The sequence below is a fragment of the Bartonella sp. AD13SXNS genome, from assembly GCF_042196465.1.
GTDB lineage: Bacteria > Pseudomonadota > Alphaproteobacteria > Rhizobiales > Rhizobiaceae > Bartonella.
Window position 1 is genome coordinate 22567 of record NZ_JBHIQI010000009.1, and the last position, 25440, is coordinate 48006.

The following is a 25440-nucleotide window of genomic DNA, read 5'->3' on the forward strand; positions in this document are numbered from 1 at the left end:
CAGTTATATTTAGCTAGGGTGATGCACTGTCTTTATGAAGATTTAGATTTCTATGATGGCTTCAACTTCTACAGGAACATCCATGGGAAGAGAGGCAACACCAATAGCAGAACGAGCGTGCTTTCCAATTTCACCAAGAATATTGACAAATAAATCAGAAGCTCCATTGGCAACAAAAGGGATATCGGTAAAATGAGAATCTACCGCCACAAAAACAGTAATTTTTACCATGCGTTTTATTCTATTTAAGTCACCCAGAGTTGCTTTGAGTTGAGCGAGAATATTGAGAGCGCAAGCTTCAGATGCTTTTTGGGCTTGTTCGACATTCACAGTTGCACCAACTTTACCGATGGCTATAGGTTTTCCATTAATGAGAGGAAGCTGTCCAGAAATAAAGAGTTGATTACCACTTTGCGAAGTGGTGATGTAATTGGCAAGGGGGGGGATTACTTCAGGAAGAGTGATACCGAACTTTTCTAGGTTTCTTTCAATTCCATTGGTCATAATTTAAACTCCATAGTTGTTCTATAATACATTCATTGCATATCCTATTTTTTGATTTAAGGAAATGTGTGGTTAATTGAGAAATTAGCCTTTTTTGCCTTATTGTATGATGTTATGCAACGGGGATAGAGTTTGGAAGTTGGGAATGATAAGATCATTATTTATAATAATTTTATATATTGTTTTTTTATGTACTGCGAAAGCTGAAGAGCCCATTTTTATTGTGCCTCATCGAGCAGTTTATGATTTTCATCTCGATAACGTTTCGCATGAAATGACAATTTCTGGGATGACAGGGCGAATGGTTTACGAGCTTACTGGTTCGGTATGTCAGGGTTATAACACACGTTTTCGTTTCATTAGCCGTATGAACATTGAAGGTATGCCGGTACGTTTAACGGATCAACAGACGACGAGTTATGAAACAGGGGACAGCCGTACATTTCGTTTTGATATTACAGATCAAGAGGGAGAAGAGGTTGCGCATCGTGCCGAAGGGGTCGCAGAGCGCACTCCGGATGGTATTACAGTTACATTAAAAAAGCCAAAGGAAAAAGAGTATAAGCTTGCAATGGCTGAATTTCCAGTAATGCAACTAAAAAATATTATTCGCCATGCAAAAGCAGGGCATCATTTTTACAATGTTACGGTATTTGATGGGACGAATAAAGCAGATAAAGTTATAAAAGAAAGTGTCGTTATAGGGGAAAAGAAGGCGCTTTTATCTGATAGCGAAACGGAAAAAATGAAAAAATTGGATGAAGAAAAATATTGGCCTGTTACAATCTCTTATTTTGATGATGAAGAAAATAAAAATGGTTTGCCGATTTATCGTAGCAGTTTTCTCTTACATGAGAATGGTGTTATGCGTGATCTTCATATGGATTATGGAACTTTTTCTGTGCGTGCCAAATTGAATAGTCTCGAATTCCTCGAACTTGGAAAAGATCTTGATCAATGTGAAAATGCAAATATTAAATGATTGAAGAAAATGACTTGAAAAAGAATCAAATAATAGTATGTTTGCGCTATTCCACACGCGGAGTTTGGGTGTTTGCAAATAATCTGTGAAAAGAGTCTAGCAAGCATCCGCCGGTAGTAGGTTTTCCTGCTTTTTTCGCGGAGGTTGAACCGGAAAGGATAAAATTTATGGCACTACCCGATTTTACTATGCACCAGCTTCTAGAAGCAGGTGTACATTTTGGTCATCAGACTCATCGCTGGAATCCCAAAATGACACCCTATATTTATGGTCAGCGTAATAATATCCATATTATTGATCTTGCTCAGACTGTTCCACTTTTGCACCGAGCACTTAAACTTGTCTCAGATACTGTTGCGCGCGGTGGTCGTATTCTCTTTGTTGGTACGAAACGGCAAGCATCTGACATTATCGCTGATGCGGCCAATCGTTCTGCCCAATATTACGTTAATGCGCGTTGGCTTGGTGGCATGCTCACAAATTGGAAAACGATTTCCAATTCGATACATCGTTTGCGTAAGCTTGACAAAATTCTTGCCGCTGAAGCACAAGGCTTTACCAAAAAGGAACGTTTAAATCTTGAACGTGATCGTGAAAAGCTTAATCGTGCGCTTGGTGGTATTAAAGATATGGGATCTGTTCCAGATCTTATATTTGTTATCGATACAAATAAAGAAAATATTGCACTCCAAGAAGCAAAGCGTTTGGGTATTCCTGTAATTGCTATTATTGATACCAATTGCGATCCTGATGATGTAACGCATCCAATACCAGGAAATGATGATGCTTCGCGTGCAATTTCTCTTTATTGCGATCTTTTTGCTCGTGCTGCTCTTGATGGTATTGCACGCCAGCAAGGTGCCATGGGTATTGATTTGGGAGCTCAAGTTGATGCACCTGTGGAGCCTATTTTGGAAAATGCGGTTTCAGAAGTTTCTGAGTAATATAAAACGCCTAACTAAGGTATTTTTATTTTCTAAAGAAGAGGTTACTGGCGTGCAGAGGAAATTTGCACGCTTTCACTGTTACAGAATAAAGAGGCAAATATGAGCATTACTGCTGCACAAGTAAAAGAACTTCGAGAATTATCTGGCGCTGGTATGATGGACTGTAAAGCCGCTCTAGCAGAGACTAATGGTGATATGGAAGCTGCTGTTGATTGGCTTCGTAAAAAAGGGATAGCTAAAGCAGATAAAAAGGCGGGTCGTACAGCGGCTGAAGGATTAATCGGAGTCGTATCAAAAGATTTAAATGCGGTTTTGGTTGAGATTAATTCTGAAACAGATTTTGTTGCACGCAATGATGGATTTCAAGAGATTGTGCGCAATATAGCAACAGCCGCCTTGGATACGCCAGGTGATGTTGAATCTGTTTCTGTTTCTCTTTATCCTGGTTCTGAGAAGACTGTAGAGCTTACAATTAAAGATGCAATTGGTACAATTGGTGAAAATATGACATTTCGTCGTTCCGCTAAATTATCTGTTGAGAATGGTGTTGTTGCGACTTATATACATAATAGTGTGGCTGACGGTCTTGGTAAGCTTGGTGTTTTGGTGGCAATTGAAACAACAGGAAATAAAGAAGCTGCTCTTGCTTTTGGTCGTCAGGTTGCGATGCATATTGCAGCAACCAATCCGTTAGCACTTACAGCACAAGATGTTGATGCTGGTGCTATTGAACGTGAAAAAGCGATTTTTTCAGATCAAGCACGTCAGTCTGGAAAGCCTGAAAATATCATTGAAAAAATGGTAGAAGGGCGTATGCGTAAATTTTTTGAAGAGGTTGTTTTGCTTTCACAGGCTTTTGTTATGAATCCTGATGTGACTGTTGAGGCAGCTTTAAAGGACGCTGAGAAATCAATTGGTGCACCAGCAAAAATCACAGGCTTTATTCGTTTTGCACTAGGTGAAGGTGTAGAAAAAGAGGAGTCTGATTTTGCTGCAGAGGTTGCTGCTGCTGCAAAAGGTTAGTTATTGCAAACTCTTAATCAGAGATTTAAAATCATATCGTTGAGTATAGAATCTCTGAAGGGACCAATGTAATTGTTGAGAGGGCGTCACGTGAAAAAAGTGGTGCCCTTCGTGGTGTTAAAAGCAAAAAGTAAATGTGCTTTTGGGGAGATTATTAATGGCATTAGCACTTCCGTATAAACGTATTCTTTTAAAGGCTTCTGGTGAAGCTCTTATGGGGGGGCAGAGTTTTGGCATTGATGTTTCTGTTGTAGACCGCATTGCCGCTGATATTGCAGAAGTGCGCGCAATGGGGATAGAGGTTGCTGTTGTGATCGGTGGGGGAAATATTTTTCGTGGCGTTGCTGTTGCTTCGCATGGTGGGGATCGAGTGACAGGTGATCATATGGGAATGCTTGCAACGGCTATTAACTCTTTAGCATTGCGAACATCATTGACAAAATTAGGAGTTGAAACGGTTGTTCTCTCTGCGATTGCTATGCCACAAATTTGTGAAAGTTTTTCGCAACGTAAAGCAATAGCTTATATGAATCAGGGAAAAGTTGTTATTTTTGCGGGCGGTACAGGAAATCCATTTTTTACAACTGATTCTGCTGCCACTTTACGCGCAGCAGAAATTGGTGCGGACGTTCTTCTTAAAGGAACACAAGTTGATGGTATTTATTCAGCAGATCCAAAGTTAGACCCTACGGCTAAGCGTTTTGACCAATTAACGCATGTTGAAATTTTGCAATGGGGATTATCTGTTATGGATTCAACGGCGGTCACTTTAGCACGTGAGAACAATGTGCCGATTATTGTGTATTCCATTCATGAAAAAGGCGGTTTGGCTAAGGTCTTGAATGGAACAGGACGCTTTACAATAGTATCGGAATAAGGGTAAGCTTCAAAGGACAATTGAAGGAGACAGAAATATGGATGTTACATCAATTATGGATGATCTGAAACGTCGCATGGATGGTGCTATTACGGCTTTTAAATATGAGTTGGGTGGTTTGCGGACTGGACGAGCATCGGCCAGTTTATTAGAACCGTTGACTGTTGAAGCTTATGGTTCTGTTGTGCACATAAATCAAGTTGCTAATATTTCTGTTCCCGAACCTCGGATGCTTTCTGTTTCTGTATGGGATAAAACGATGGTAGGAGCTGTAGAGCGTGCTATTCGCGATTCTGGTCTTGGTTTAAATCCCATAACTGATGGTACGAATTTACGTATTCCTTTGCCTGAGTTGAATGAAGAGCGCCGTAAAGAACTTGTAAAAATTGCGCATCACTATGCAGAGCAAGCGCGTGTTGCTACACGTCATGTTCGTCGGGATGGTATGGACAATTTGAAAAAGTTAGAAAAAGATGGTGAAATTGGACAAGATGAAGCCCATGGTTTGTGTGAGAAAGTTCAAAAACTCACAGATGAAACTATTGCTGATATTGATAAAATTTTAGCCGTAAAAGAATCTGAAATTATGCACGTTTAAGACGGTTTTGTCGCTAGAAAAAGGATGTTATACTCCTGCCTGTAAATTGTTTCTATGGATAATAGTAAGGGGTGGTGTGCTCTGTGATAGCAAGGTGTGATACAAGAAGGTGTTTTATCGTTTTATCATCTTGATATGGGAGAGATTGATTTGAAAGGGAAGATGTTTTAATTTTTTAATCTGCATGGTAGATCATGCCTTTTGCTGGAAGACACTATTTAACAGCATGCTAAAGGCTCCTAGTCAGCATGTCTTTGTTAAACTGTATAATGAAAACATTATTAGAAATTATTTAAATATTCTAAGATGAAGGTTGGGGAAAGAATATAACACACAAAATAAGCCTAACCTTTCTCTTATTTCCCATTATAAAATATGCGAGTAGAATCGATCAAGCAGATGTTATGTGGCATAATTTTCTTTTAGATGACGAACAGTTGATAGAAGAATGTTTTTAACCTCTATTAGTTAATTTGTATAGGGCATAGATAGCCGCTTTTTCATTTTATGTTTGAGAAAATATTTAAAAACATATTTTAGGATTAATTTTAAGAGGGGATTTTTGAAGCTGTTTTCATTGATTATTCGTCTTATAAGCACTATCTTGGTAGACTGGATTATTTATGGTAAATTATAAGAGAAGTTTGTACAAGTGTGAAATAAAAATACTACAATTTTAGAGCTTGTATTTTCTATTTTTATTGTGTGGATGTTGTTTTGTCTAATTTGGTTTATCGTGTTCTGACAGCTTTTGTGTTTGGCGTTATTGCATTGTATCTAACGTGGTTGGGAGGAACCATCTTTTTTTTGTTTGTATGGTGTATTGGCGGTTTTATTCTCTATGAGTGGATGAGTATTACTAAAGAGAAGTGGTGTGTTTTACAAAAAATATTAGCAAGTATTTTTTATTTGTTTTTCGGCTTTTTTTTAGTGTTGAGTGTATCTGCTTCATTAGATTTTTGTGTTTTAATCGTTTTGGCTGCGGTGTTGGCTATTATATCTATAAAAAGGGGTGGTTGGGTTTTTTGTGGTTTTTTATATGCCTCTTTTCCTGTTGTTGCTTTATGCTTTTTACGGGATCATGAGATGTTGGGGTTCCAAGTTGTTATTTTCTTATTTACGATAGTGTGGGGGACAGATATTGGTGGGTATTTTATTGGACGTGCCTTAGGGGGGGCTAAATTAGCACCACAATTTTCTCCTAATAAAACATGGTCAGGAGCATTTGGTGGCACATTTATCGGAGTTTTCGGCGGTATATGGGTTGCTTTTGGATTTTTTGATATAAATTTAACAAGTTTTTTTGTGCCACTCCTTACACTTATTTTATCAATTGCTTCACAATTGAGTGATTTAGGACAATCATGGCTTAAAAGGCGGTTTTCTGTTAAAGATTCTAGTTCTTTATTACCTGGACATGGTGGCTTTATGGATCGTATGGATGGATTGGTAGGGGCCGCTTTTCTTCTTTATTTAATTGGGGCGTTTATATCTGATATGAATGCACCTTTTAATCTTTTTAGTATGATTTAATTGGGAGTAGATATTTTGGGACTTTTAAATCATATCGTCACTATGGGTGATTTTCTTTTAAGAAGTTTAAGTATTCTTTTCATCATTATGATTATCATTTTTGTGCACGAACTTGGGCATTATCTCATTGGTCGGTGGTGTGGTATTAAGGCGTTAGTTTTTTCACTTGGATTTGGTCCACAAATAGCGAGTTACACAGATAAGCATGGCACCAAGTGGCGCTTAGCGCTTATTCCCTTAGGAGGTTATGTAAAGTTTGTTGGAGATGAGGAAAAAATTGATACGGTATCATCCCAATCATCTCCGATAGTTGATGGTTCATTTGCCAGTGTGCATGCTTGGAAAAAAGCAGCAACTGTTTTTGCTGGTCCCTTTTTCAATGTCCTTTTTACTGTTGTTATTCTGACACTTTTTTTCTTTATTTACGGTCGTGTAGCCATTGAACCGGTTGTTGGTTCTTTAGTAAAAGATAGCCCTGCTGTTCAGTCTGGTTTGGAATTAGGTGATCGTTTTGTTGAAATGGATGGTCGACGGGTTGAAAGTTTTGAAGATTTGATGAACTATGTAACTTTTCACGGAAAAGAACCTATAGAGTTTAAGATAGAACGCATGGGGCGCGTGTTTACAACGGTCATTACTCCGAAAGTAGTTGAGCGAGATGATGGATTCGGTAATCGGACACAAAGTGCTATGATAGGTGTAGGTGTTCCTGTTGATTCAGATAATCCTACGCGTTTAGATCCAACTTATATAAAACATATTCACTATGGTTTTTTAACAGCTGTAAGAGAAGCATTAAACCGTACTGCGTTTATTGCCACTCAAACTGTTCTTTTTATGAGTCGTTTAATAGAAGGAAAAGAGGATAGTTGTCGGTTAAGTGGACCTTCTAAAACCGTTAAAATTGCTTGGAAAGTGAGCGAGGCAGGTTTTATTTCTTTGTTGAATTTGGCAGCTTTTCTTTCAATAAGTGTTGGGCTTATTAATCTTTTTCCGATTCTACCGCTTGATGGTGGGCATCTTTTATTTCATGTCATTGAAGTTATTACTGGGAAGACAATATCCACTAAAATTCAGGGAATTGTTTTTCGTTTAGGTTTCTCCATTCTTCTCCTTTTTATAATTTTTGTCTTTTTAAATGATTATTTTTGTTGGTTTAGCTAATTAAATTATGGAAAATACTTTATGAATTGGGTAATAATAGCAAAAATAAATTGAAGGTTGTTTACCATGTCTGCAAAATGTTGTGGCGTTGTACATTATAATGAGTAATTAAGGGATGACAAAGTTTCGCTGTAAAAAGGTTGTTGTGGCAGTTAGCTTTTTAAGGCGTTGTGTCCAAGGAATAAGAGTAAGGTAAAAGAGCCAATGACTACGAATTCAAAGTTTTTAAATGCAGCATCTGCGTTGGTGTTAAAGATGGGGATGATTGTTCCAGTAACGGCTTTTATGTCAATTGCTGCGGTTGGAGAAATGCAAGCGTCTGTAGTCCGTTCTATTGAGGTTCGTGGGAATAAGTTTGTAAGTTCTCAGGCAATTCGGGACAATATGGGTATTAAGGCTGGACAAGGATTTTCCAGTGGTGATGTTGATAATGCTGTGAAAAACCTTTTCGAATTAGGTTTATTTTATGATGTTAAAATAAATCAAGTAGGTGATAAATTGGTCGTATTCGTAAAAGAATATGAGGTTGTCAATCAAATATTGTTTCAAGGAAATAAATCTTTTAAAGACCCAGATCTTAAACGGTTTATTTCTTTGAAACCAAATGAACCTTTTAACTCTGCTAAGCTTTCTGCTGATATAAATACAATTCGTGAAGCTTATAAAACTCTTGGTCGTAATAATATCACGGTTAACGTTCAAACCATTAATCTTGGAAAAGGGCGTGTGAATGTGGTCTTTAATGTTGTTGAAGGAAAAAAGACAAAGATTAGTGATATCACTTTTAAGGGAAATAGTGTCTTTGGAAGTCGCCGTTTGCGTGATGTGATTTCAACAAAATCTTCAGGAATTTTTTCCAAGTTGTTAGGAGGCGATGTTTACAGTGAAGAGCGCCTCGCTGTTGATGAAGAAGCTTTACGTCGCTTTTATTATAATCGTGGTTATGCAGATTTTCGTGTAGTCTCTTCTAAAGCAACTTTTGATGCAGCAAGCAATACGTATAAAATTTCTTTTGTTCTTGATGAAGGGGCGCGTTATAAAATTAGTGATATTCAAGTTGAAAGTGATGTCGATGGAATTGACGTTCAATCTGTAAAAAGGATGCTTAAAACCCAGCCAGGTGATGTTTATAGTGCAGAAGAGATTGAACAGTCTGTTGCAATTATTAATAACAAGGTTGCTGATTCGGGCTATGCTTTTGCTAAAGTTGAGCCACGGGGAAACCGTGATTTGGCAAATCATACAATTTCAATTTTATATAATATTGAACAAGGTACACGTGCTTATATTCAGCGTATTGATATACGTGGTAATGAGAAAACGCGTGATTATGTCATTCGCCGTGAGATTGATTTGAATGAAGGAGATGCCTACAATCAAACTTTATTACAGCGGGCAAAACGTCGTCTAGAAAGTTTAGGTTTTTTCAAAGCCGTTAATATTTCAATGGTTCCTACCGAACAATCTGACCAAGTTGTTTTGGTGATAGATGTCGTTGAAGCTTCAACAGGAGATCTCTCTCTTTCAGGGGGGTATACAACGGGGGGGACAAGTCCTGGTATGTCACTTGAAGTTTCTGTTACTGAGCGTAATCTTGGCGGACGTGGTCAGTATGTTCGTTTAGGATTAGGAGCGGGGCAAGAAAAATCCCGTAATTATAATTTATCATTTATTGATCCTTATTTCTTAGGGTATCGTTTATCTGCTGGCATTGATCTTTTTCGTAGTACTTACCGTGCTGATAAAGCTTATGATGTACGACAGACAGGCGGGTCATTACGGTTTTCGTTGCCTATTAATAATCAATTGTCTGCTAATGTAGCTTATTCTTATGTGCAGGAAGAATATGATTTTGGCGGAGAGTATAATTTCGATAAAGAGAGTGACATAATAGAATTATACGGGAAATATTCTGGTGCGATTGTTCAAGCTGCAAAGCAGAGCCCTTGGAAACGTTCATCGATTAGTTATGGTTTTACCTATAATACAATTGACGATATGAGAGCCCCTCATGATGGGTGGTACGTGAATCTTCTTCAGGAATATGCAGGGCTTGGTGGGAGTGCAAAGTTCTTGAAGACTACGGGTAAGGCGATGATGTACAAGACTCTTTCTGAGCAGAAAGATATTGTTGGTTTGCTTTCTTTTGGGGGCGGGTATATCCACGAAATAGGTAAAGAAGGTGTTCGTATTTTCGATATGTTTAAGGCGAATACTGATATGATCAGAGGGTTCAAATATAATGGGATAGGCCCACGTCAGGTTTCCAATAAGGGTGAAGTTTATTTCTTAGGGGGAACAACATATATGAATGCGACTGCTGAAGTACAGTTTCCTATTCCTGTTGTGCCTGAAGGTTTCGGATTGCGCGGTGCTTTATTTGCGGATATTGCCACGCTTTATGGCAATAATTATAAGGCAGTTTTTAAAGGTGAACCGCCTGTTACCAATACCAAAAGTGCTTGGCGCTCATCTGCAGGTGTGAGTTTGATGTGGGATTCTCCGTTTGGTCCTTTGCGTTTTGATTATGCTTGGCCAATAATGAAGCAGGAGGGGGATCGTGTGCAGCAATTGAATTTTGGTATTTCTACAAAGTTCTGATTTGAGCAGTTTTAAGAAGGAAAAACTTGAAGAGAATAGCTTAAGCTGGGAGAGAAAGTGTTTTGATGGCGGATACGTTTTTTTTTACGCCGTCCCGGCGATTGACAGTTGCAAATGTTGCTGAGTTGACGGGTGCAAAGCTTCTTAATCCAGAGTTTTCTCATAAAGTTATCAATACTCTTTCTTCACTTGAGAGTGCTGTGGAAGGTTCTCTTGTTTTTGTGGAGCACCGGAGGTTTTCTGATGCTTTACTAAACAGTTCTGCTGTTGCTGTTTTTTGTACGCATGAGATTGTTTTTAAAGTTCCTGAAACTATGGCAATTTTGGTGACATCCACACCGCAGCGGGATTTTGCTCAGATTGGTCGTATTTTATTTCCTGATTCTGTCAAGCCAATGCCTTGGTTGGGGCAGAAGGGGATTTCGTCGCATGCGCATATTCATCCAACGGCTAAGTTGGCACATGATGTGTGTATTGAAGCGGGAGCTGTTATTGGTAAAAATGTTGAGATTGGGGCAGGAACTCTTATTTCATCCACAGCTGTTATCGGTGAAAATTGCCGTATTGGATGTGACTGCTATATTGCTCCTAAGGTAACAGTTCAGTGTTCTATAATAGGTGATAAGGTTCAGCTTTATCCTGGTGTTTGCATTGGGCAAGATGGTTTTGGTTATGTTGGGGGCGTTTCTGGAATTGAGAAAATTCCACAGCTTGGTCGCGTTATTATTGAGGATGGTGTAGAAGTTGGTGCGAACACGACAATTGATCGTGGGACATTTCAAGATACTGTTATTGGTGAAGGAAGCAAGATTGATAATCTTGTACAAATTGCCCACAATGTAAAAATTGGCCGCTATTGTCTTATTGCCGCTCAATGTGGCATTGCGGGAAGTACATCTATAGGGGATATGTCTCAGCTTGGCGGAAGTGTGGGAGTAGCTGATCACATCATAATAGGTAAATCTGTTCAGATTGCTGCGCGTAGTGGTGTTATGAATGACATTCCGGATGGCGAAAAATGGGGAGGTAGTCCAGCGCGACCATTTAAACAATGGTTTCGTGAAGTAGCGGCGTTGCGCAGTATGGGAAAAGTTAAAAAGGAGAAACGCTGATATGATCAGCAGTGAAAAAACTAAAAACTTAGAGGCTGTCGATATTGAAAAACTATTATCAATATTACCGCACCGTTATCCATTTTTATTAATTGATCGTATCGTTGATATTGATGGTGAACAAGAAGCGATTGGTATTAAAAATATAACGATTAACGAGCCACATTTTACGGGACATTTTCCCTCAAAGCCTGTTATGCCTGGAGTTTTGATTTTAGAAGCTATGGCACAAACGGCAGGAGCAATAGCACTTTTAAATTTAGGCAATAAGCAAACAAATCTAGTTTACCTTATGACGGTTGATAATGCAAAATTTCGTAAGCCGGTTATGCCTGGTGATCAGCTCAAGATTCATGTTCAGCTTTTGAAAAAAAGATCTGGTATGAGACGTTTTTCATGTGTTGCAAAAGTAGAAGATGTCCGCGTCGCTGAAGCAGAAATTGCTGCGATGATTGTCGAAGAAGAATAAACGATATTTGATGGGAATTTAAAAATGTCCGGTACGAAAATCCATCCAACTGCTCTTGTGGAGAAGGGAGCGCAGCTTGGTGAGAATGTACGCGTTGGGCCGTTTTGCCATATTAGTTCAGAGGCTGTTATTGGTGATGAATGTAGTTTGACAAGTCATGTTGTAATAACGGGAAAGACAACGTTAGGAGCTAAGAGTAAAGTGTTTTCTCATGCAGTTTTGGGAGCTGAGCCGCAAAATAATAAACATAAAGGGGGAGCTACGACTCTTTCTATTGGTAAGAATTGTACGATTCGTGAAGGCGTAACAATGCATAGAGGTTCTGATTCGAGTGCGGGGATGACGGTTGTTGGTGATAATTGCCAATTTTTTTGTTATGCGCATATCGCTCACGATTGTCATGTAGGTAATCATGTAACATTTGCCAATAACGCAATGATTGCTGGTCATGTTACTATTGGTGATTATGTGATTATTGGTGGTGGTGCTGCTGTTCATCAATTTGTTCGTGTTGGACATCATGCATTTATCGGCGGCGTATCTGCACTGGTTGGTGATCTGATACCTTATGGAACAGCTGTTGGTGTGCAGGCAAAACTTGCTGGTCTCAATATTATTGGCATGAAGCGTGCAGGACTTGAGCGTCAAGATATTCACGCACTCCGTCATGCGGTTGCGATGCTTTTTGATCATAGCAAACCATTTAAAGAGCGTGTCAGTGATGTTGCGTCTTTCTATTCTTCTTCTCAGTCTGTTTCTGAAGTTGTTAATTTTATTAAAGAAGAAGGAAAGCGTTTTTATTGTACACCAAAATTTGAAGGTGATAGAATAAAAGAACATAAGGATTAAAAATGCCTATTTGGGGAGCCAGAAGTTTTCTTTCCGGCCGTACTGCCATTATAGCAGGAAATGGTGTTCTACCGATTACTGTTGCGCAGGCTCTTGAGAAGAGTGGAGAGAATCCTTTTCTTGTGCTTTTGCGTGGTGAGGCAGATTCTGTTCTTTATCGTTATGAGCATTGCGAGCTATCAATTGTAGAGTTAGCGCGACTCGTTAAAGTCTTAAAAGAGGCTGAAGTTTATAATGTTGTTTTGGCAGGTGGTGTAAAAAAGCGGCCACTTCTTAAACAATTGCGACTGGACTGGACAACATTTTTAGCTCTTCCTAAGTTAATCGGAGCTTTGAGTGGGGGGGATGATGCGTTATTAAAAGCTTTTATACGGGTTATTGAAGCGCATGGTTTTTGTGTTATCGGTGCCCATGAAATAGTACCAGATCTTTTAGCTCCCATAGCATTTAATTTAACAATACGGCGTGCTACGTCAAAAGAGAAAAAAGATATTTTTTTAGCAGCAGAAGCAGCAAAGCTTTTAGGTCAATTGGATATTGGACAAGCTGTTGTTGTTGTTCAGGGAAGGGTGGTTGCTTTGGAGGGCGCTGAGGGAACTGATAATATGTTGTGGCGTGTTTGTGAAATGCGAGAAAGAGGGCAAATTCCCTCTAAGGGTGGTGTTCTTGTAAAATGTGCAAAACCACAACAGGATAATCGCGTTGATTTGCCATCAATTGGGCCCGCGACAATAATGAATATTGCAAAGAGTGGTTTATCTGGTGTTGCGGTAGAGGCAAATAGAAGTCTAATATTATCAGTTAAAACAACAATAGAAAAAGCCAACAAATATTCTCTATTTATAGAGACATTTGAGAAGTTTGGTCATGAATGATTGTTGCTTAAAGATTGCTGTGGTTGCTGGTGAGGAATCTGGTGATTTGCTTGGGGCAGATTTAATTTCTTGTTTATCACAACAGATGGGATGCGACATTCATTTAATTGGTATTGGGGGGAGGCATTTAAAGGCATTAGGTTTAAAAAGCTTTTTTGATTCCCATGATATTGCTTTAATAGGTTTAAAGGAGGTGTTGAAAAAACTACCGTTGTTGTTGCTACACATTCGCAATTTATCCAAATTTATCGCACAAGAGCAACCTGATTGTTTAATTATTATTGATAGCCCTGATTTCACGCATCGTGTTGCAAAGAAGGTGCGCGTTTTAGCACCTTCTATTCCTATCATTAAATATATTGCACCAACCGTTTGGGCATGGAGGCCAGAGCGGGCAAAAGCTATGTGTGGATTTGTTGATCATGTTCTAGCGGTTTTTCCTTTTGAAGAAAAGATTATGCAAGATTTGGGAGGCCCTGCTACGACTTATGTTGGACATCGTCTTTTAACATATCCTCCCCTTTTGAGAGTTCAGTCAGAAAAAAAAAGCCAATTAGAACAAAGAAATTTGATCAATACACAAACATCATCACCTACATTGGTTATTTTGCCAGGATCACGCAATTTAGAGATTCGTTCTTTAATGCCTATTTTTCGAGAAACAGTAGAGATTCTTGTACAACGTATTCCTCATTTACAGATTATTTTACCAACTTTACCCCATTTGGTTGATAAAATCCGTGATTTTGTGCAGGGCTGGAAAAACAAAGTAGAAATTGTTGTTGGTGAAGATGAAAAATGGCAAGCTTTCGCACAAGCAGATGTTTCTCTTGCTGCCCATGGGACGGTTTCACTTGAATTAGCCTTAGCAAAAGTTCCTATGGTTCTTTGCTATAAACTTGATTATTTTTCTAAATTATTCATTTTTCCTAAAATGATGTTATGGAGCGCTGCTCTTCCGAATATTATTGCTGATAAGCCTATTATTCCAGAATATTTGAATGAATTTTTGCGTCCTGGCATGTTAGCAAGACAGCTAGAACAACTTTTGTGTAATCCTTTATTACGACAGGCACAACTCGATGCTTTTGAAACGGTGGAACAAAAAATGAAAACTGAAGTACCATCGGGAATGGTGGGGGCGCAAATAATAACTACTCTTTTAAAAAGCAGAAATAAAATTATATAAATAAATCAATATCTTGACGATTAATGTTTAATTTTAGCAAGAAACTCACAAGCACGTTGGCTTTTAGGATTGGTAAAAAATTTTTCAGACGCTGTATCTTCAACAATTTTTCCGTTTTCTAGAAAGAGTATTCTTTCTGAGACTTTCCGTGCGAAGCCCATTTCATGAGTAACACAAAGCATTGTGATTCCTGTATCTGCTAATTGAGCCATTACTTGCAAAACTTCTCCTACACTTTCTGGATCAAGAGCAGAGGTTGGTTCGTCAAAAAGCATTACTTCAGGTTCCATACAAAGTGCACGGGCAATCGCAACACGCTGTTGTTGCCCACCAGAGAGTTGTAAAGGATATTTTTCACAGTGTTTTTCAATACCGACATGCGTTAAGTAATGAATTGCTCGTTCTTTTGCTTGTTGTTTGGAAAGTCCTTGAACTGTCATAGGGGCTAAAATACAATTTTGTATAACGCTCATGTGGGGGAATAAATTAAAGTTCTGAAAGACCATTCCTATCTTACGGAGAACATTTTTTTGCTGTTGTACAGGGGCGGTATGGATATCAACGTTATGGATATGGATCGAACCTTTTTGTGCTTGTTCTAATTGATTAATACAACGAATTAACGTTGATTTTCCAGATCCGGATGGCCCACAAATAACGATATGTTCACCAGTTTGAACATCAAAGTTAATATCATGTAGAACCTGAAAATTTCCGTACCATTTATTGAGGTTTCGAATGGAGATCACAGGGTTTTTATTGGGAGAGATCGATTGATTATTTTTCAAATTCATCTTGTTTTATTCTTTCATTGATGAATGAATTTATTAATTCAACATTTTGATTTGGTAAAGTTCTTTTATGATCATTTATTTATCGTAAATATCGAGTGAGGCGATGTTCAATAAAAACAATAAAACGATGAATGAGTTCAACAATAAAAAGATAGATAAGGGCTGCCCAAACGTAAACTTGAAAATCGAATGTACGTGAATAAGTGAGTTTAGCAATCCCCATTAAATCATAAACAGTAATAAGTGAGGCAATGGCACTGGATTTAATCATTAAAATCAACTCATTGCCTAGAGGGCGTAATGCTATAATCATTGCTTGTGGAAGAATAACTTTAAAAAATGTGACAGAGTTGCTTAGACCTAAAGCTTTTGATGCTTCACGTTGCCCAGTTGTTACGGATAAAAAACTTCCTTTAAAGATCTCAGATTGATAGGCAGCAGAATTGAGTGTAAAAATAAAAAGACAACAATACCACGCGTTTTGAAAAAACCACCATAGACCAACCTGTTGCCAAAAATTGTTCATTGAACCAAGCCCATAATAAAAAAGGAAGAGTTGGGCTAACAAAGGAGAGCCGCGAAAAAAATAAACATAAGCATTTGCAAAATATTGTAAAAACGTATTCTTTGATAAACGCGCAAAAGCGATAAGCATACCAAGGAAAAAACCAAGAGAACAAGAAATAGAAACAAGCTCAATAGTAACAATAAAGCCATCAATAAATTTTGGTCCATAACGGCTTAAAAGATCAGGATTAAAAAGGAAATAAAGCCACTCCGGAATCATTAACCTAGCACCTTTTTATAGCCTATTTGAGTGTATGTTTCCACATAGCGTAATATTGTAGCAAAAAACGCTGAAAATAATAAATAGAGTAAGCATGCTACAAGATAAAATAGCATGGGTTTATTGGTTGCCGCGACAGCTAAATTCGTTTGTCGCATGAGGTCAACAAGCGCGATAGTTGAAACGAGAGATGTATCTTTCAGTAAAGTAAGCCAATTATTAGAAAGTCCTGGTAAGGCATTTCGGATGAGCTGAGGAAAGACAATACGAAAAAATGTGGTTGATCGTGAAAGTCCTAAAGCTTTGGCAGCTTCATATTGACCTTTATCAAAAATATTAAATGCTCCAAGCCAAACTTCACAAGAGAAAGCAGCAAAAACCAGGCTGAGTGCAAGGACACCAGCAACAAAAGCATTGATGCTGAACATGACTTCAAGATTAAAATAGTCAAAGGCATTTTGAATAAGGTTTTGTAACCCATAGTAAACTAAAAACAGAGTTAAAAGCTCTGGTAATCCACGAAATACCGTTGAAAAGAGACGTGCTAGAGCTTTAGCTATCTTAATATTGGATCGAATCATTACTGCATTTAGAAGACCTAAGGGAAGCCCTAGAAGGCCACAACATAACGCCAATGACAATGTCATTCCTGCACTGGAAAGTATAACCGCTCCCCATCCACCATTGCTAAATGATAGCAATGCTAAATTTTCAATCATTCTTGTGTTCCTCATGAAAGAGTTAGATAATGTTTTTTAGAAATAGACAGTAGGTCACATTTAAATATCATATTGATATTTAATAAACATCATTTGTAAAATATTTTCTCATAATTTTCTCATAAGTTCCATCCAAACGGATTTCTTTTATTGCTTCATTGAACTTATTTTTAAGATCATTATTATTTTGACGGATTGCAATTGCAACAGGAAACTTTGTTTCTTCCAGAGTCCCTAGGAGGAAACAGCAATCTTTTCCTTCATTTTTAAGCCAATTTAATGCTTCTAATTTATCAACAATAATCATATCAAGTCGATGATTTAAGAGGTCACGATTCATTTCTATTGTGGAAGGGTAGAGTTTGATTTTTACCTCTTTAGAGGCATAATGATCTTCCGCATACAAAGCTTGTGTTGTATTGGATTGCACACCAAGATTTTTACCTCTAAAGCTTTGTGTTGAGAGTTCCTTAATTCCTGAATCTTTAGTAACAATGACAGCCAGTGCTGTTTCATAGTAAGGATCTGTAAAGTCAATTTTTTGTAAACGCTCTTGTGTCTGAGAGAGAGAAGCAACAATAGCGTCATATTTTTTTGCAATAAGTCCGGGGATCATTCCCTCGAAATCTTGCGTGACAATAGTACATTCAACATTCATTTTTTTACAAAGTGCATAAGCTATATCAATATCAAACCCCTGCAGTTTATTATTTGAGTCAATATAACTGAAGGGAGGATAGGTGCCTTCACTCGCAATTTTTAATATTTTCGCATCAGCCAATTGGGCGAATAGCGCGGCGCTTATTATAAGAGCTCCAGCTAATAGTTTCATGATATTCTCCTATTGGATAAGCGGGCAAATATGAAATCGTCACGTTTTATAATCTGTAAGCTTTTTGGGAGCAATGCAAAAATTTATCGGCGTTTATTTTAGATCATTATGTTGCAGATTATTATCAAAAAATTATCTTTGTTTATTGATTTAAAGAAAATAAATATCTTATTGCTTGTATGATGGCTTAATTTTCATGAAATGATTGCTTGCATTATCTCATAAATAAAAATCGAGAAATTTTCTTTAAAAATAAGGCTATTCAATTTGAATACGAAGAAAAAATTAGATTTTTATAAAATAAAAATACAATCTCAATTATTATTAGATTCCATGAAAGGTTTAAATATCGAGAAACACTTAAAAATTGACTTTTTATAAATATAAATTTTTCTTATAAAAACACTGGATTTTCAATCATACTTGCATGTTCAACAAAGAGTTTAAAAATATTCCTTAAATATAAAGCTTCAAGTTTAATTCATAGTGATATTTAATCAATGTCGAATGCAAAATACTTTCTCATAATTTCATCATAGGTTCCATCAGCGCGGATTTCCTCTATTGCTTTATTGAACTTATTTTTAAGATCAGTATTATTTTGGCGGAGTGCAATTGCAATAGGAAATTTTGTTTCTTCTAAAGTTCCTAGCAACTCGCAGCAATCTTTTCCTTCATTTTCAAGCCAATTTAATGCTTTTAATTTATCAAAGATGATTATATCAAGCCGATGGCTTAAAAGGTCACGAGTAACTTCTATTGCTGTAGGATAAAGTTTGATATTCACTTCTTCAGAGGCATAATGGTCTTCTGAATATGCAGCCTGTGTTGTATTTGATTGTACACCAAGGTTTTTACCTTTAAAACTTTGTGTTGAGATCTCTTTAATTCCCGAATTTTTGCTAACAATAACAGCGAGTACTGTGTTGTAGTAAGGATCTGTAAAATCAATTTTTTGTAAGCGCTCTTTTGTAGGAGAAAGGGAAGAAACGATAGCATCGTATTTTTTGGCAATAAGTCCGGGAATCATTCCCTCGAAGTCTTGCATGACGATAGTGCATTCAATATTCATTTTTTTACAAAGTGCATAAGCTATATCAATATCAAACCCTTGAAGTTCGTTATTTGAGTCAATATAACTAAATGGCGGATAAGAAGCATCACTTGCAATTTTCAGCGTTTGAGAATTGGCCGATAGAGTAAACAGTGTTGCGCTTATTATAAGAGCTCCTACTAATAATTTCATTATGTTCTCCTATTAGATAAGCTGGCAAATATGAAACCATTATGCATTTTTATAATCTTTAAGCTCTTTGGGAGCAATGTAAAAAATAGAGTTGTTTTCATTATGCTAGATATTATTATCAAAAAAATGATTTATTTTTATCAAGTATGAGAATAGAAAATACAGGAAAGAAGGTCACCTCTTATCGCTTATACAATGAATTTTAATAATTTTATTAAAAATCAGTAAATTATCTTTAAAAGAAAAACTATTAATTTAAATACAAAGAAAATTTTAGTCCTTAACAGGATAAAATATTATTATTTCCACTTTTTATATGAAATGCAGAATGTCAAAATAAATTTATTTTCTAACGATTGTGAAAATTTTCTTCTAAGAAGCCTGATTTTAGCCGATGATGTTTAAGATGAATGCCTGTATAGGATATAATCATTATAATAAGTTGATCTTTATAGCTATTCCTATAGAAAGAGTCATTTTTCATAGAAAATTTTAAGAGTGCATTTCATTTTCATTCTAATCTACTGTATTTGAAGAAGATAGAGAGTGAAACTCTAACATTGCTAAGTTTTAATATGTAATAAGGGTTTTAGATATGAGGGAATCATAGAAAATACGTTTCATTGAAAATAATGAGAATTATAGGGTAAAATTTTCAATTTCTTTTTACTAAATGTGTAGCTAATTTTCAAAAGAGTATTATCAATTTATTGACAGAGCCAAAATTTAGAATTTTTTCGTAAATTTTTATAATGATGTTCTCTGGCGAGAAAGAGCTTTAAAATTAGGTTTTATAAAAATCCTTAAAAGATGCTTTTTGATCACTTTCAATAAAGCCTCAGTAAACTGAAGCTTTATTGATTGATTTATCTCTTTAATTTACACGTTCATCCATAGGAACATAGTCACGCATAGCATAACCTGTGTAAAGTTGTCGAGGACGACCAATTTTTTGGGCAGGGTCTTCAATCATTTCTTTCCATTGTGCCACCCACCCAACACTGCGTGCTAATGCAAAAAGAACAGTAAACATTTCGGTTGGAAAACCTAAAGCTTTTAATGTAATGCCGGAATAAAAATCAACATTGGGATAAAGCTTTTTCTCAATAAAATATTCATCACTTAAAGCAATTTTTTCAAGCTCTATTGCAATATCAAGAAGCGGGTCATCTTGAATGTTGAGTTCTTTTAAAACTTCATGACAAGTTTTTTGCATGATTTTTGCACGTGGATCATAATTTTTATAGACACGATGCCCAAAGCCCATAAGGCGGAAAGGGTCATTTTTATCTTTTGCACGTGCAATAAATTCAGGAATTCTTTTAATAGAACCTATTTCTTGTAGCATTTTTAGACATGCTTCATTGGCACCACCATGTGCTGGTCCCCAAAGGCATGCAACACCTGCTGCAATACAGGCAAACGGATTAGCACCTGAGGATCCAGCAAGACGCACTGTAGATGTAGAAGCATTTTGTTCATGATCTGCATGAAGGATAAAGATTTGATCCATCGCCCGGGCAAGCACTGGGTTTATTTTATATTCTTCACAAGGAACAGCAAAGCACATATGGAGGAAATTTGCAGCATAACTAAGATCATTGCGTGGATAAACAAAGGCTTGCCCGATACTGTATTTATAGGCCATAGCCGCAAGCGTTGGAACTTTTGAGATAAGACGTACAGAAGCAATCATTCTCTGGTGAGGATCTGTAATATCAATAGAGTCGTGATAGAATGCAGACATAGCACCAAGGCAGGCAACCATGACGGCCATGGGATGAGAGTCACGACGGAAGCCGTGGAAGAAACGTGAAAACTGCTCGTGAACCATGGTATGCTGCATAATACATCGATCAAAGTCGTTTTTTTCTTTCTGTGTTGGGAGTTCACCATAAAGGAGAAGATAACAACTTTCGAGAAAGTCTCCTTTTTCAGCCAATTGGTCGATAGGATAACCACGATAAAGCAATATGCCTTTATCACCATCAATATAAGTAATTTTTGATTCACAAGAAGCTGTTGAAGTAAAACCAGGATCATAAGTAAAAATATCGGTTTTTTTGTAGAGAGAAGCAATTTCGATGACTTCAGGTCCACTTGTGCCTTTACGCAGGGGAAGTTCTACTTTTTTATCATTCACAATAAGATGTGCGCTATTCTCAGACATTCGGTATTCCTTTCAGATCCTTCGCTTCTAAAAATTAAGACTCTGCTTCATCAGAGTAGGAGATATACAATAACTGAAGCTTTTCTTACTTATACTAAGGGCAGATTGCCTCTAAAAGTGAGTACATGCAATCTAAAATATTTCCTTAGTGATCATTATTACTCAATACAAATTGTATTTCAATGATATAACATAAAAAACTCTTTTAGATAGCGTTGAAATATTTGTATAGAGACCCGTTTGAGGAGATATACTCAGTACATATCATGAGTATATTGTTGTGATAAGTTGGTCTTTGATGCGATGAAGGGATTCATCGCGTCCTAATAAAATAAGGATATCTAAAACACCTGGCGATGTTGCACATCCTGTAAGAGCTGCGCGAAGTGGTTGGGCGATAGATCCAAATTTAAGATTTTCTGTTTGGGCATAAGAGCGAAGAGTTTCATCTAAAGCTTTTGTATCCCAAGAGGGGCAAGCTTTCAGAGCAAGATAAAGAGTGTTTAAAATGGTTCGTCCATTTTTATCTAAGAGCATTTGTGCTTTTTCATCAAGCTGTAATGGTCGTTGCGTAAAAATGAAGGCGGCATTATCAATCAATTCGCACAGTGTTTTTGAACGTTCTTTCAAATGTGGGATTGCTTTTAAAAATTGAACACGGCGTTTTTCATCAAGTCTTTCAATGGTTTGTACTCCCCTATTGGTTTCTGGTAGAATATCAAGAGCGGCATCAAAAAGGTCTTGATCATTGCTCATGCGCATATAGTGTCCGTTAATGGAATCGAGCTTTTTGAGATCAAAACGAGCAGCGCCTTTGTTAATATCCTCAATATCAAACCAAGAAATCATATCTTCAAGTGATATAAGTTCGTCATCCCCATGACTCCACCCTAAACGGACAAGGTAATTGCGCAAAGCAGCAGGAAGATATCCCATGGTTCGGTAAGCATCAACACCAAGCGCACCATGCCGCTTTGATAATTTTGCGCCGTTTTCACCGTGGATAAGAGGAATATGTGCCATAACAGGAATATCCCATCCCATTGCTTTAAAGATGATTGTTTGTCGGGCTGCGTTGGTAAGATGATCGTCTCCACGTATAATATGTGTGATGCCCATATCATGATCATCAACGACAACAGCATGCATATAGGTAGGTGAACCATCAGAACGCAAAATAATAAAGTCATCGAGATCTTTATTAGGAAAACGAACATCACCTTGAACACGGTCATGTACTATCGTTTCTCCCTCTTGGGGGGCTTTGATGCGGATAACAGGCTTAACACCTTTAGGAGCTTCAGAACGATCACGGTCCCGCCAACGTCCATCATAACGTGGTGGGCGCCCTTCTGCACGGGCTTTTTCACGCATTTCAGCTAATTCTTCAGGTGAAGCATAACAATAATATGCTTTGCCATTCTTGACCAACTGCTCGGCAATTTGGCGGTGACGTTCTGCGCGTTGGAATTGTGAAATGGGGAGACCATCATAACTAAGACCCATCCAGTGCAAGCCATCTATTATGGCTTTTACAGCTGCTTCTGTTGAACGCTCCCGGTCTGTATCTTCAATTCGTAAAAGCATTTTTCCACCGGTATGTTTTGCATAAAGCCAATTAAAAAGAGCAGTACGAGCACCACCAATGTGAAGGAAGCCAGTGGGTGAAGGGGCAAAACGAGTAATAACAGACACGAATATTTTCCTTTAAACTAAGATATTACTTATGGAACTTTATAGAAAAGTCATGTTAGCATAAGTGATGGGGCGTGCAATAGCCGTATTGCGAGTTAAAGTGGGGGGCTGATGTTTTATAAAAGTAAAGTTAAAGAGGGTTTATCCGAAAAATCTGTTACAGAAAGAAAAAAGCCATGTCAGATAGGGCAGAGTGTTTTTTTTAGGTATGATGATGCAAAGAACGGTAGCTATAATCAACAAAAACTTTTTTTATTGACACTCTTAAAAGAAGTAATCATTTTTTTTCGCAAATGGTTAGCGGATTGTATCAATAAAGAGGTTGCTTTTGGTATCCGTTTTTCGTTGATTTTAGTCTTTTTTTCTCTAGGAATCATTTTTTATTTTCATTTAGAACAGGAGCCAACTTGGGGACAATTGGGGGCGTTGGTCAGTATTTTTCTGGGAATATTTTATGGTGCACGTTTTTATCGAAAAATATGGATTCCCGTGGGATTTCTGTTTTGTATTATATTGGGTGCTTTAGCGGCAAAAATAGAAACGTGGCGTATTGCAACACCCATGTTAAGCAGTGACATTGTCACTACATTGACGGGAAGAATTGTTTCTATTGAGTCAGGAGCCAAAGGAGGATTTCGTTTAGTTTTGGATATTTTGAGCACAGAAAAGCCCATATTACGCCGTAGTCTTCATCGTGTTCGTTTATCAGCAAAATATTTGCCATCTGGCTTAGCGGTTGGTGATGGACTGCGTGGAAAAGTTAAGATTCGTGCATTCTCTGGGCCGGTGCGTCCAGGAGGCTACGATTTTAGTTTTCATAATTATTTTAAAAGAATTGGGGCACAAGGCGTTTATTTAGGAAAACCAAGAAAAATATCCGTTTCGCAGCCTGATGGAATATTCGCTATCATTTTACAGAAAATTGAAAATTTACGCACGAAGATGACACAAAGAATCCGTATAGCCCTTGACGGAGAAAAGGGGAGTGTTGCAGCTGCTCTCATAACAGGGCAGCGTGCTGGTATTTCAAATGAGACAAATGAAGCATTACGTACAGCTGGATTAGCCCATATTTTATCAATATCAGGTTTACATATGGCGTTGTTAAGCGGCATAGTTCTTTTGAGTATCCGTAGTTTTTTAGCATTTTTTCCAGTTTTTTCTTCCTATTATTCCAGTAAAAAGTTTGCTGCTATCGTTGCGTTTATGATAACAGCTTTTTATTTGTTATTGTCGGGCTTAGCAATATCAGCGCAAAGAAGTTTTGTGATGATTGCTGTTATGTTGGTTGCTATATTGTGTAATCGCTCTGCTATAACAATGCGTAATTTTTCCATTGCAGGGTTGATAACTCTGGCAATGACACCCCATGAAATATTAGGTCCTAGCTTTCAAATGTCCTTTTCTGCGACTGCTGCTTTGATTGCTTTTTTTGATTGGTGGAGTGGAAGATCATTTTTTCGTAAAGGAAAAACAACTTCCTCTTATGTTGGAGGAGGAGTGATAAATTTTGTTTTCTTATCGATTCTTTCAACGTGTGCTTCTTCCTTTGTTGCAGGGAGTGCAAGTGGAATTTATGCTGCTTATCATTTTTCTAATATGGCATCTTTGAGCATTATCAGTAATGCTTTTGCTTTGCCTGTCATCTCAATTTTTGTTATTCCATTTGGATTAATCGCAGTTCTTGCAATGTTAGGAGGATTTGAATGGCTTCCCCTTCAAATTATGGGGTTTGGAGTTGATCTTGTGATAAAGATTGCACATGCTATCAAGGCTATTTCTCCTGATTTGAATCCTGGTTTTATGCCGTTATCTGCGTTGATCTTACTGAGTATAGGCTTGGTTGGATTGACTTTTTGCAAAACACCTATCCGACTCTTTTTTAGTTTTTTTATTTTGGTTGGTATTTGTATTTGTGTGATGCATTCACCTGTACAACTGATGATCGCAGATAATATGCGTCTGGTGGGTGTTATCCATGATAAAAAGTTATATATTGATCGTTACCATATTTCTAAATTAACGTCATCCGTATGGAAAAAGTCATTCCGTGTGAATGAAATGATTAAACCAACAAAGTATGGGCCTTCATTGCACGGACAATTTATTTGTGATCGTCATGTTTGTGCATCCTTATTGGATAATGGATTAAAAGTTATCGTTTTACAGAGAGAAACAGATCAATGCGTAGAGGCAGATATTCTTATTCAAACATTTACAATTGCGATGCATAATCCAGTATGTCACAAGAAGGCAAAAATAATATTTACCCCTCAACAATTGTTATCACGAGGAAGCGTGATGATGACCAAAAGTGGGGATATTATTTGGTCTTCTCTAGGGTTTCATAGACCATGGAATATGCATAGACGGTATGCACAAAAAAATATATAATTTAATCGCATTTTTCTTCATATCTGGACGATGACAAAACGGAAAAGAATAGAAGACTTTTTTGATAATATTTTACGGTA

At 37.4% G+C, this 25440-nt stretch carries 22 protein-coding genes; 14 read left to right on the forward strand and 8 right to left on the reverse strand.

What is annotated here, in order from left to right; translation table 11 throughout:
- Window positions 1-42 precede the first annotated feature (42 nt).
- On the reverse strand, window positions 43-504 hold the full coding sequence (locus ACFIMQ_RS06710) for a RidA family protein (protein ID WP_375703642.1): 462 nt from the start codon (window positions 502-504) through the stop codon (window positions 43-45).
- Between the two features lie 145 nt (window positions 505-649).
- Between ACFIMQ_RS06710 and ACFIMQ_RS06715 the strand changes: the two genes are divergently transcribed.
- From ACFIMQ_RS06715 to lpxB, 13 genes are all read left to right on the forward strand, one after another.
- Window positions 650-1486, forward strand: a complete 837-nt coding sequence (locus tag ACFIMQ_RS06715; RefSeq protein WP_375703643.1) for a cell envelope integrity EipB family protein — start codon at window positions 650-652, stop codon at window positions 1484-1486.
- A gap of 167 nt (window positions 1487-1653) precedes the next feature.
- The gene (gene rpsB / locus ACFIMQ_RS06720; RefSeq protein ID WP_375616783.1) at window positions 1654-2430 is read left to right on the forward strand and encodes a 30S ribosomal protein S2; all 777 of its coding nucleotides are present in this window, start codon (window positions 1654-1656) and stop codon (window positions 2428-2430) included.
- A gap of 102 nt (window positions 2431-2532) precedes the next feature.
- Complete coding sequence (gene tsf, locus ACFIMQ_RS06725) at window positions 2533-3456, forward strand: translation elongation factor Ts (RefSeq protein ID WP_375616784.1); 924 nt, start codon at window positions 2533-2535, stop codon at window positions 3454-3456.
- Window positions 3457-3613: 157 nt separating this feature from the next.
- Window positions 3614-4333: a UMP kinase gene (gene pyrH / locus ACFIMQ_RS06730; RefSeq protein WP_375608534.1), complete on the forward strand. Its 720-nt coding sequence runs from the start codon at window positions 3614-3616 to the stop codon at window positions 4331-4333.
- Window positions 4334-4370: 37 nt separating this feature from the next.
- Window positions 4371-4931: a ribosome recycling factor gene (frr, locus tag ACFIMQ_RS06735; protein ID WP_375703644.1), complete on the forward strand. Its 561-nt coding sequence runs from the start codon at window positions 4371-4373 to the stop codon at window positions 4929-4931.
- Between the two features lie 717 nt (window positions 4932-5648).
- The gene (locus tag ACFIMQ_RS06740; protein WP_375616787.1) at window positions 5649-6464 is read left to right on the forward strand and encodes a phosphatidate cytidylyltransferase; all 816 of its coding nucleotides are present in this window, start codon (window positions 5649-5651) and stop codon (window positions 6462-6464) included.
- A gap of 15 nt (window positions 6465-6479) precedes the next feature.
- Window positions 6480-7628: an RIP metalloprotease gene (locus tag ACFIMQ_RS06745; RefSeq protein ID WP_375703645.1), complete on the forward strand. Its 1149-nt coding sequence runs from the start codon at window positions 6480-6482 to the stop codon at window positions 7626-7628.
- Between the two features lie 204 nt (window positions 7629-7832).
- Window positions 7833-10229 (forward strand): outer membrane protein assembly factor BamA, encoded by a 2397-nt coding sequence (gene bamA / locus ACFIMQ_RS06750; RefSeq protein ID WP_375703646.1) that lies wholly within the window; start codon window positions 7833-7835, stop codon window positions 10227-10229.
- A gap of 65 nt (window positions 10230-10294) precedes the next feature.
- On the forward strand, window positions 10295-11341 hold the full coding sequence (gene lpxD, locus ACFIMQ_RS06755) for a UDP-3-O-(3-hydroxymyristoyl)glucosamine N-acyltransferase (RefSeq protein WP_375616790.1): 1047 nt from the start codon (window positions 10295-10297) through the stop codon (window positions 11339-11341).
- Window position 11342: 1 nt separating this feature from the next.
- Window positions 11343-11810 carry a 3-hydroxyacyl-ACP dehydratase FabZ gene (gene fabZ / locus ACFIMQ_RS06760; protein WP_375616791.1) on the forward strand — a complete coding sequence of 156 codons (468 nt, stop codon included), beginning with the start codon at window positions 11343-11345 and terminating at the stop codon, window positions 11808-11810.
- A gap of 24 nt (window positions 11811-11834) precedes the next feature.
- On the forward strand, window positions 11835-12659 hold the full coding sequence (gene lpxA / locus ACFIMQ_RS06765; RefSeq protein ID WP_375616792.1) for an acyl-ACP--UDP-N-acetylglucosamine O-acyltransferase: 825 nt from the start codon (window positions 11835-11837) through the stop codon (window positions 12657-12659).
- A gap of 2 nt (window positions 12660-12661) precedes the next feature.
- Window positions 12662-13534, forward strand: a complete 873-nt coding sequence (locus ACFIMQ_RS06770; RefSeq protein WP_375703647.1) for an LpxI family protein — start codon at window positions 12662-12664, stop codon at window positions 13532-13534.
- A complete protein-coding gene (lpxB, locus tag ACFIMQ_RS06775; RefSeq protein ID WP_375703648.1) occupies window positions 13527-14723 on the forward strand; it encodes a lipid-A-disaccharide synthase in 1197 nt (398 codons plus the stop codon). The genes ACFIMQ_RS06770 and lpxB overlap by 8 nt, the downstream gene beginning before the upstream one ends.
- 20 nt (window positions 14724-14743) lie before the next feature.
- On the opposite strand, the gene ACFIMQ_RS06780 is transcribed toward lpxB, so the two are convergent.
- From ACFIMQ_RS06780 to gltX, 7 genes are all read right to left on the reverse strand, one after another.
- Window positions 14744-15517: an amino acid ABC transporter ATP-binding protein gene (locus ACFIMQ_RS06780; RefSeq protein ID WP_375616795.1), complete on the reverse strand. Its 774-nt coding sequence runs from the start codon at window positions 15515-15517 to the stop codon at window positions 14744-14746.
- Window positions 15518-15596: 79 nt separating this feature from the next.
- On the reverse strand, window positions 15597-16304 hold the full coding sequence (locus tag ACFIMQ_RS06785) for an ABC transporter permease (RefSeq protein WP_375703649.1): 708 nt from the start codon (window positions 16302-16304) through the stop codon (window positions 15597-15599).
- Window positions 16304-17023 carry an ABC transporter permease gene (locus ACFIMQ_RS06790; RefSeq protein WP_375616797.1) on the reverse strand — a complete coding sequence of 240 codons (720 nt, stop codon included), beginning with the start codon at window positions 17021-17023 and terminating at the stop codon, window positions 16304-16306. The genes ACFIMQ_RS06785 and ACFIMQ_RS06790 overlap by 1 nt, the downstream gene beginning before the upstream one ends.
- 79 nt (window positions 17024-17102) lie before the next feature.
- Window positions 17103-17855 carry a transporter substrate-binding domain-containing protein gene (locus ACFIMQ_RS06795; RefSeq protein ID WP_375616798.1) on the reverse strand — a complete coding sequence of 251 codons (753 nt, stop codon included), beginning with the start codon at window positions 17853-17855 and terminating at the stop codon, window positions 17103-17105.
- Window positions 17856-18348: 493 nt separating this feature from the next.
- Complete coding sequence (locus tag ACFIMQ_RS06800; protein WP_375616799.1) at window positions 18349-19101, reverse strand: transporter substrate-binding domain-containing protein; 753 nt, start codon at window positions 19099-19101, stop codon at window positions 18349-18351.
- Between the two features lie 874 nt (window positions 19102-19975).
- Window positions 19976-21271 (reverse strand): citrate synthase, encoded by a 1296-nt coding sequence (gene gltA / locus ACFIMQ_RS06805; protein ID WP_375616800.1) that lies wholly within the window; start codon window positions 21269-21271, stop codon window positions 19976-19978.
- Window positions 21272-21535: 264 nt separating this feature from the next.
- The gene (gltX, locus tag ACFIMQ_RS06810) at window positions 21536-22966 is read right to left on the reverse strand and encodes a glutamate--tRNA ligase (protein WP_375616801.1); all 1431 of its coding nucleotides are present in this window, start codon (window positions 22964-22966) and stop codon (window positions 21536-21538) included.
- Window positions 22967-23077: 111 nt separating this feature from the next.
- On the opposite strand from gltX, the gene ACFIMQ_RS06815 reads away from it, so the two are divergent.
- Window positions 23078-25360 (forward strand): ComEC/Rec2 family competence protein, encoded by a 2283-nt coding sequence (locus ACFIMQ_RS06815; RefSeq protein ID WP_375616802.1) that lies wholly within the window; start codon window positions 23078-23080, stop codon window positions 25358-25360.
- The last annotated feature ends 80 nt before the right edge of the window (window positions 25361-25440 follow it).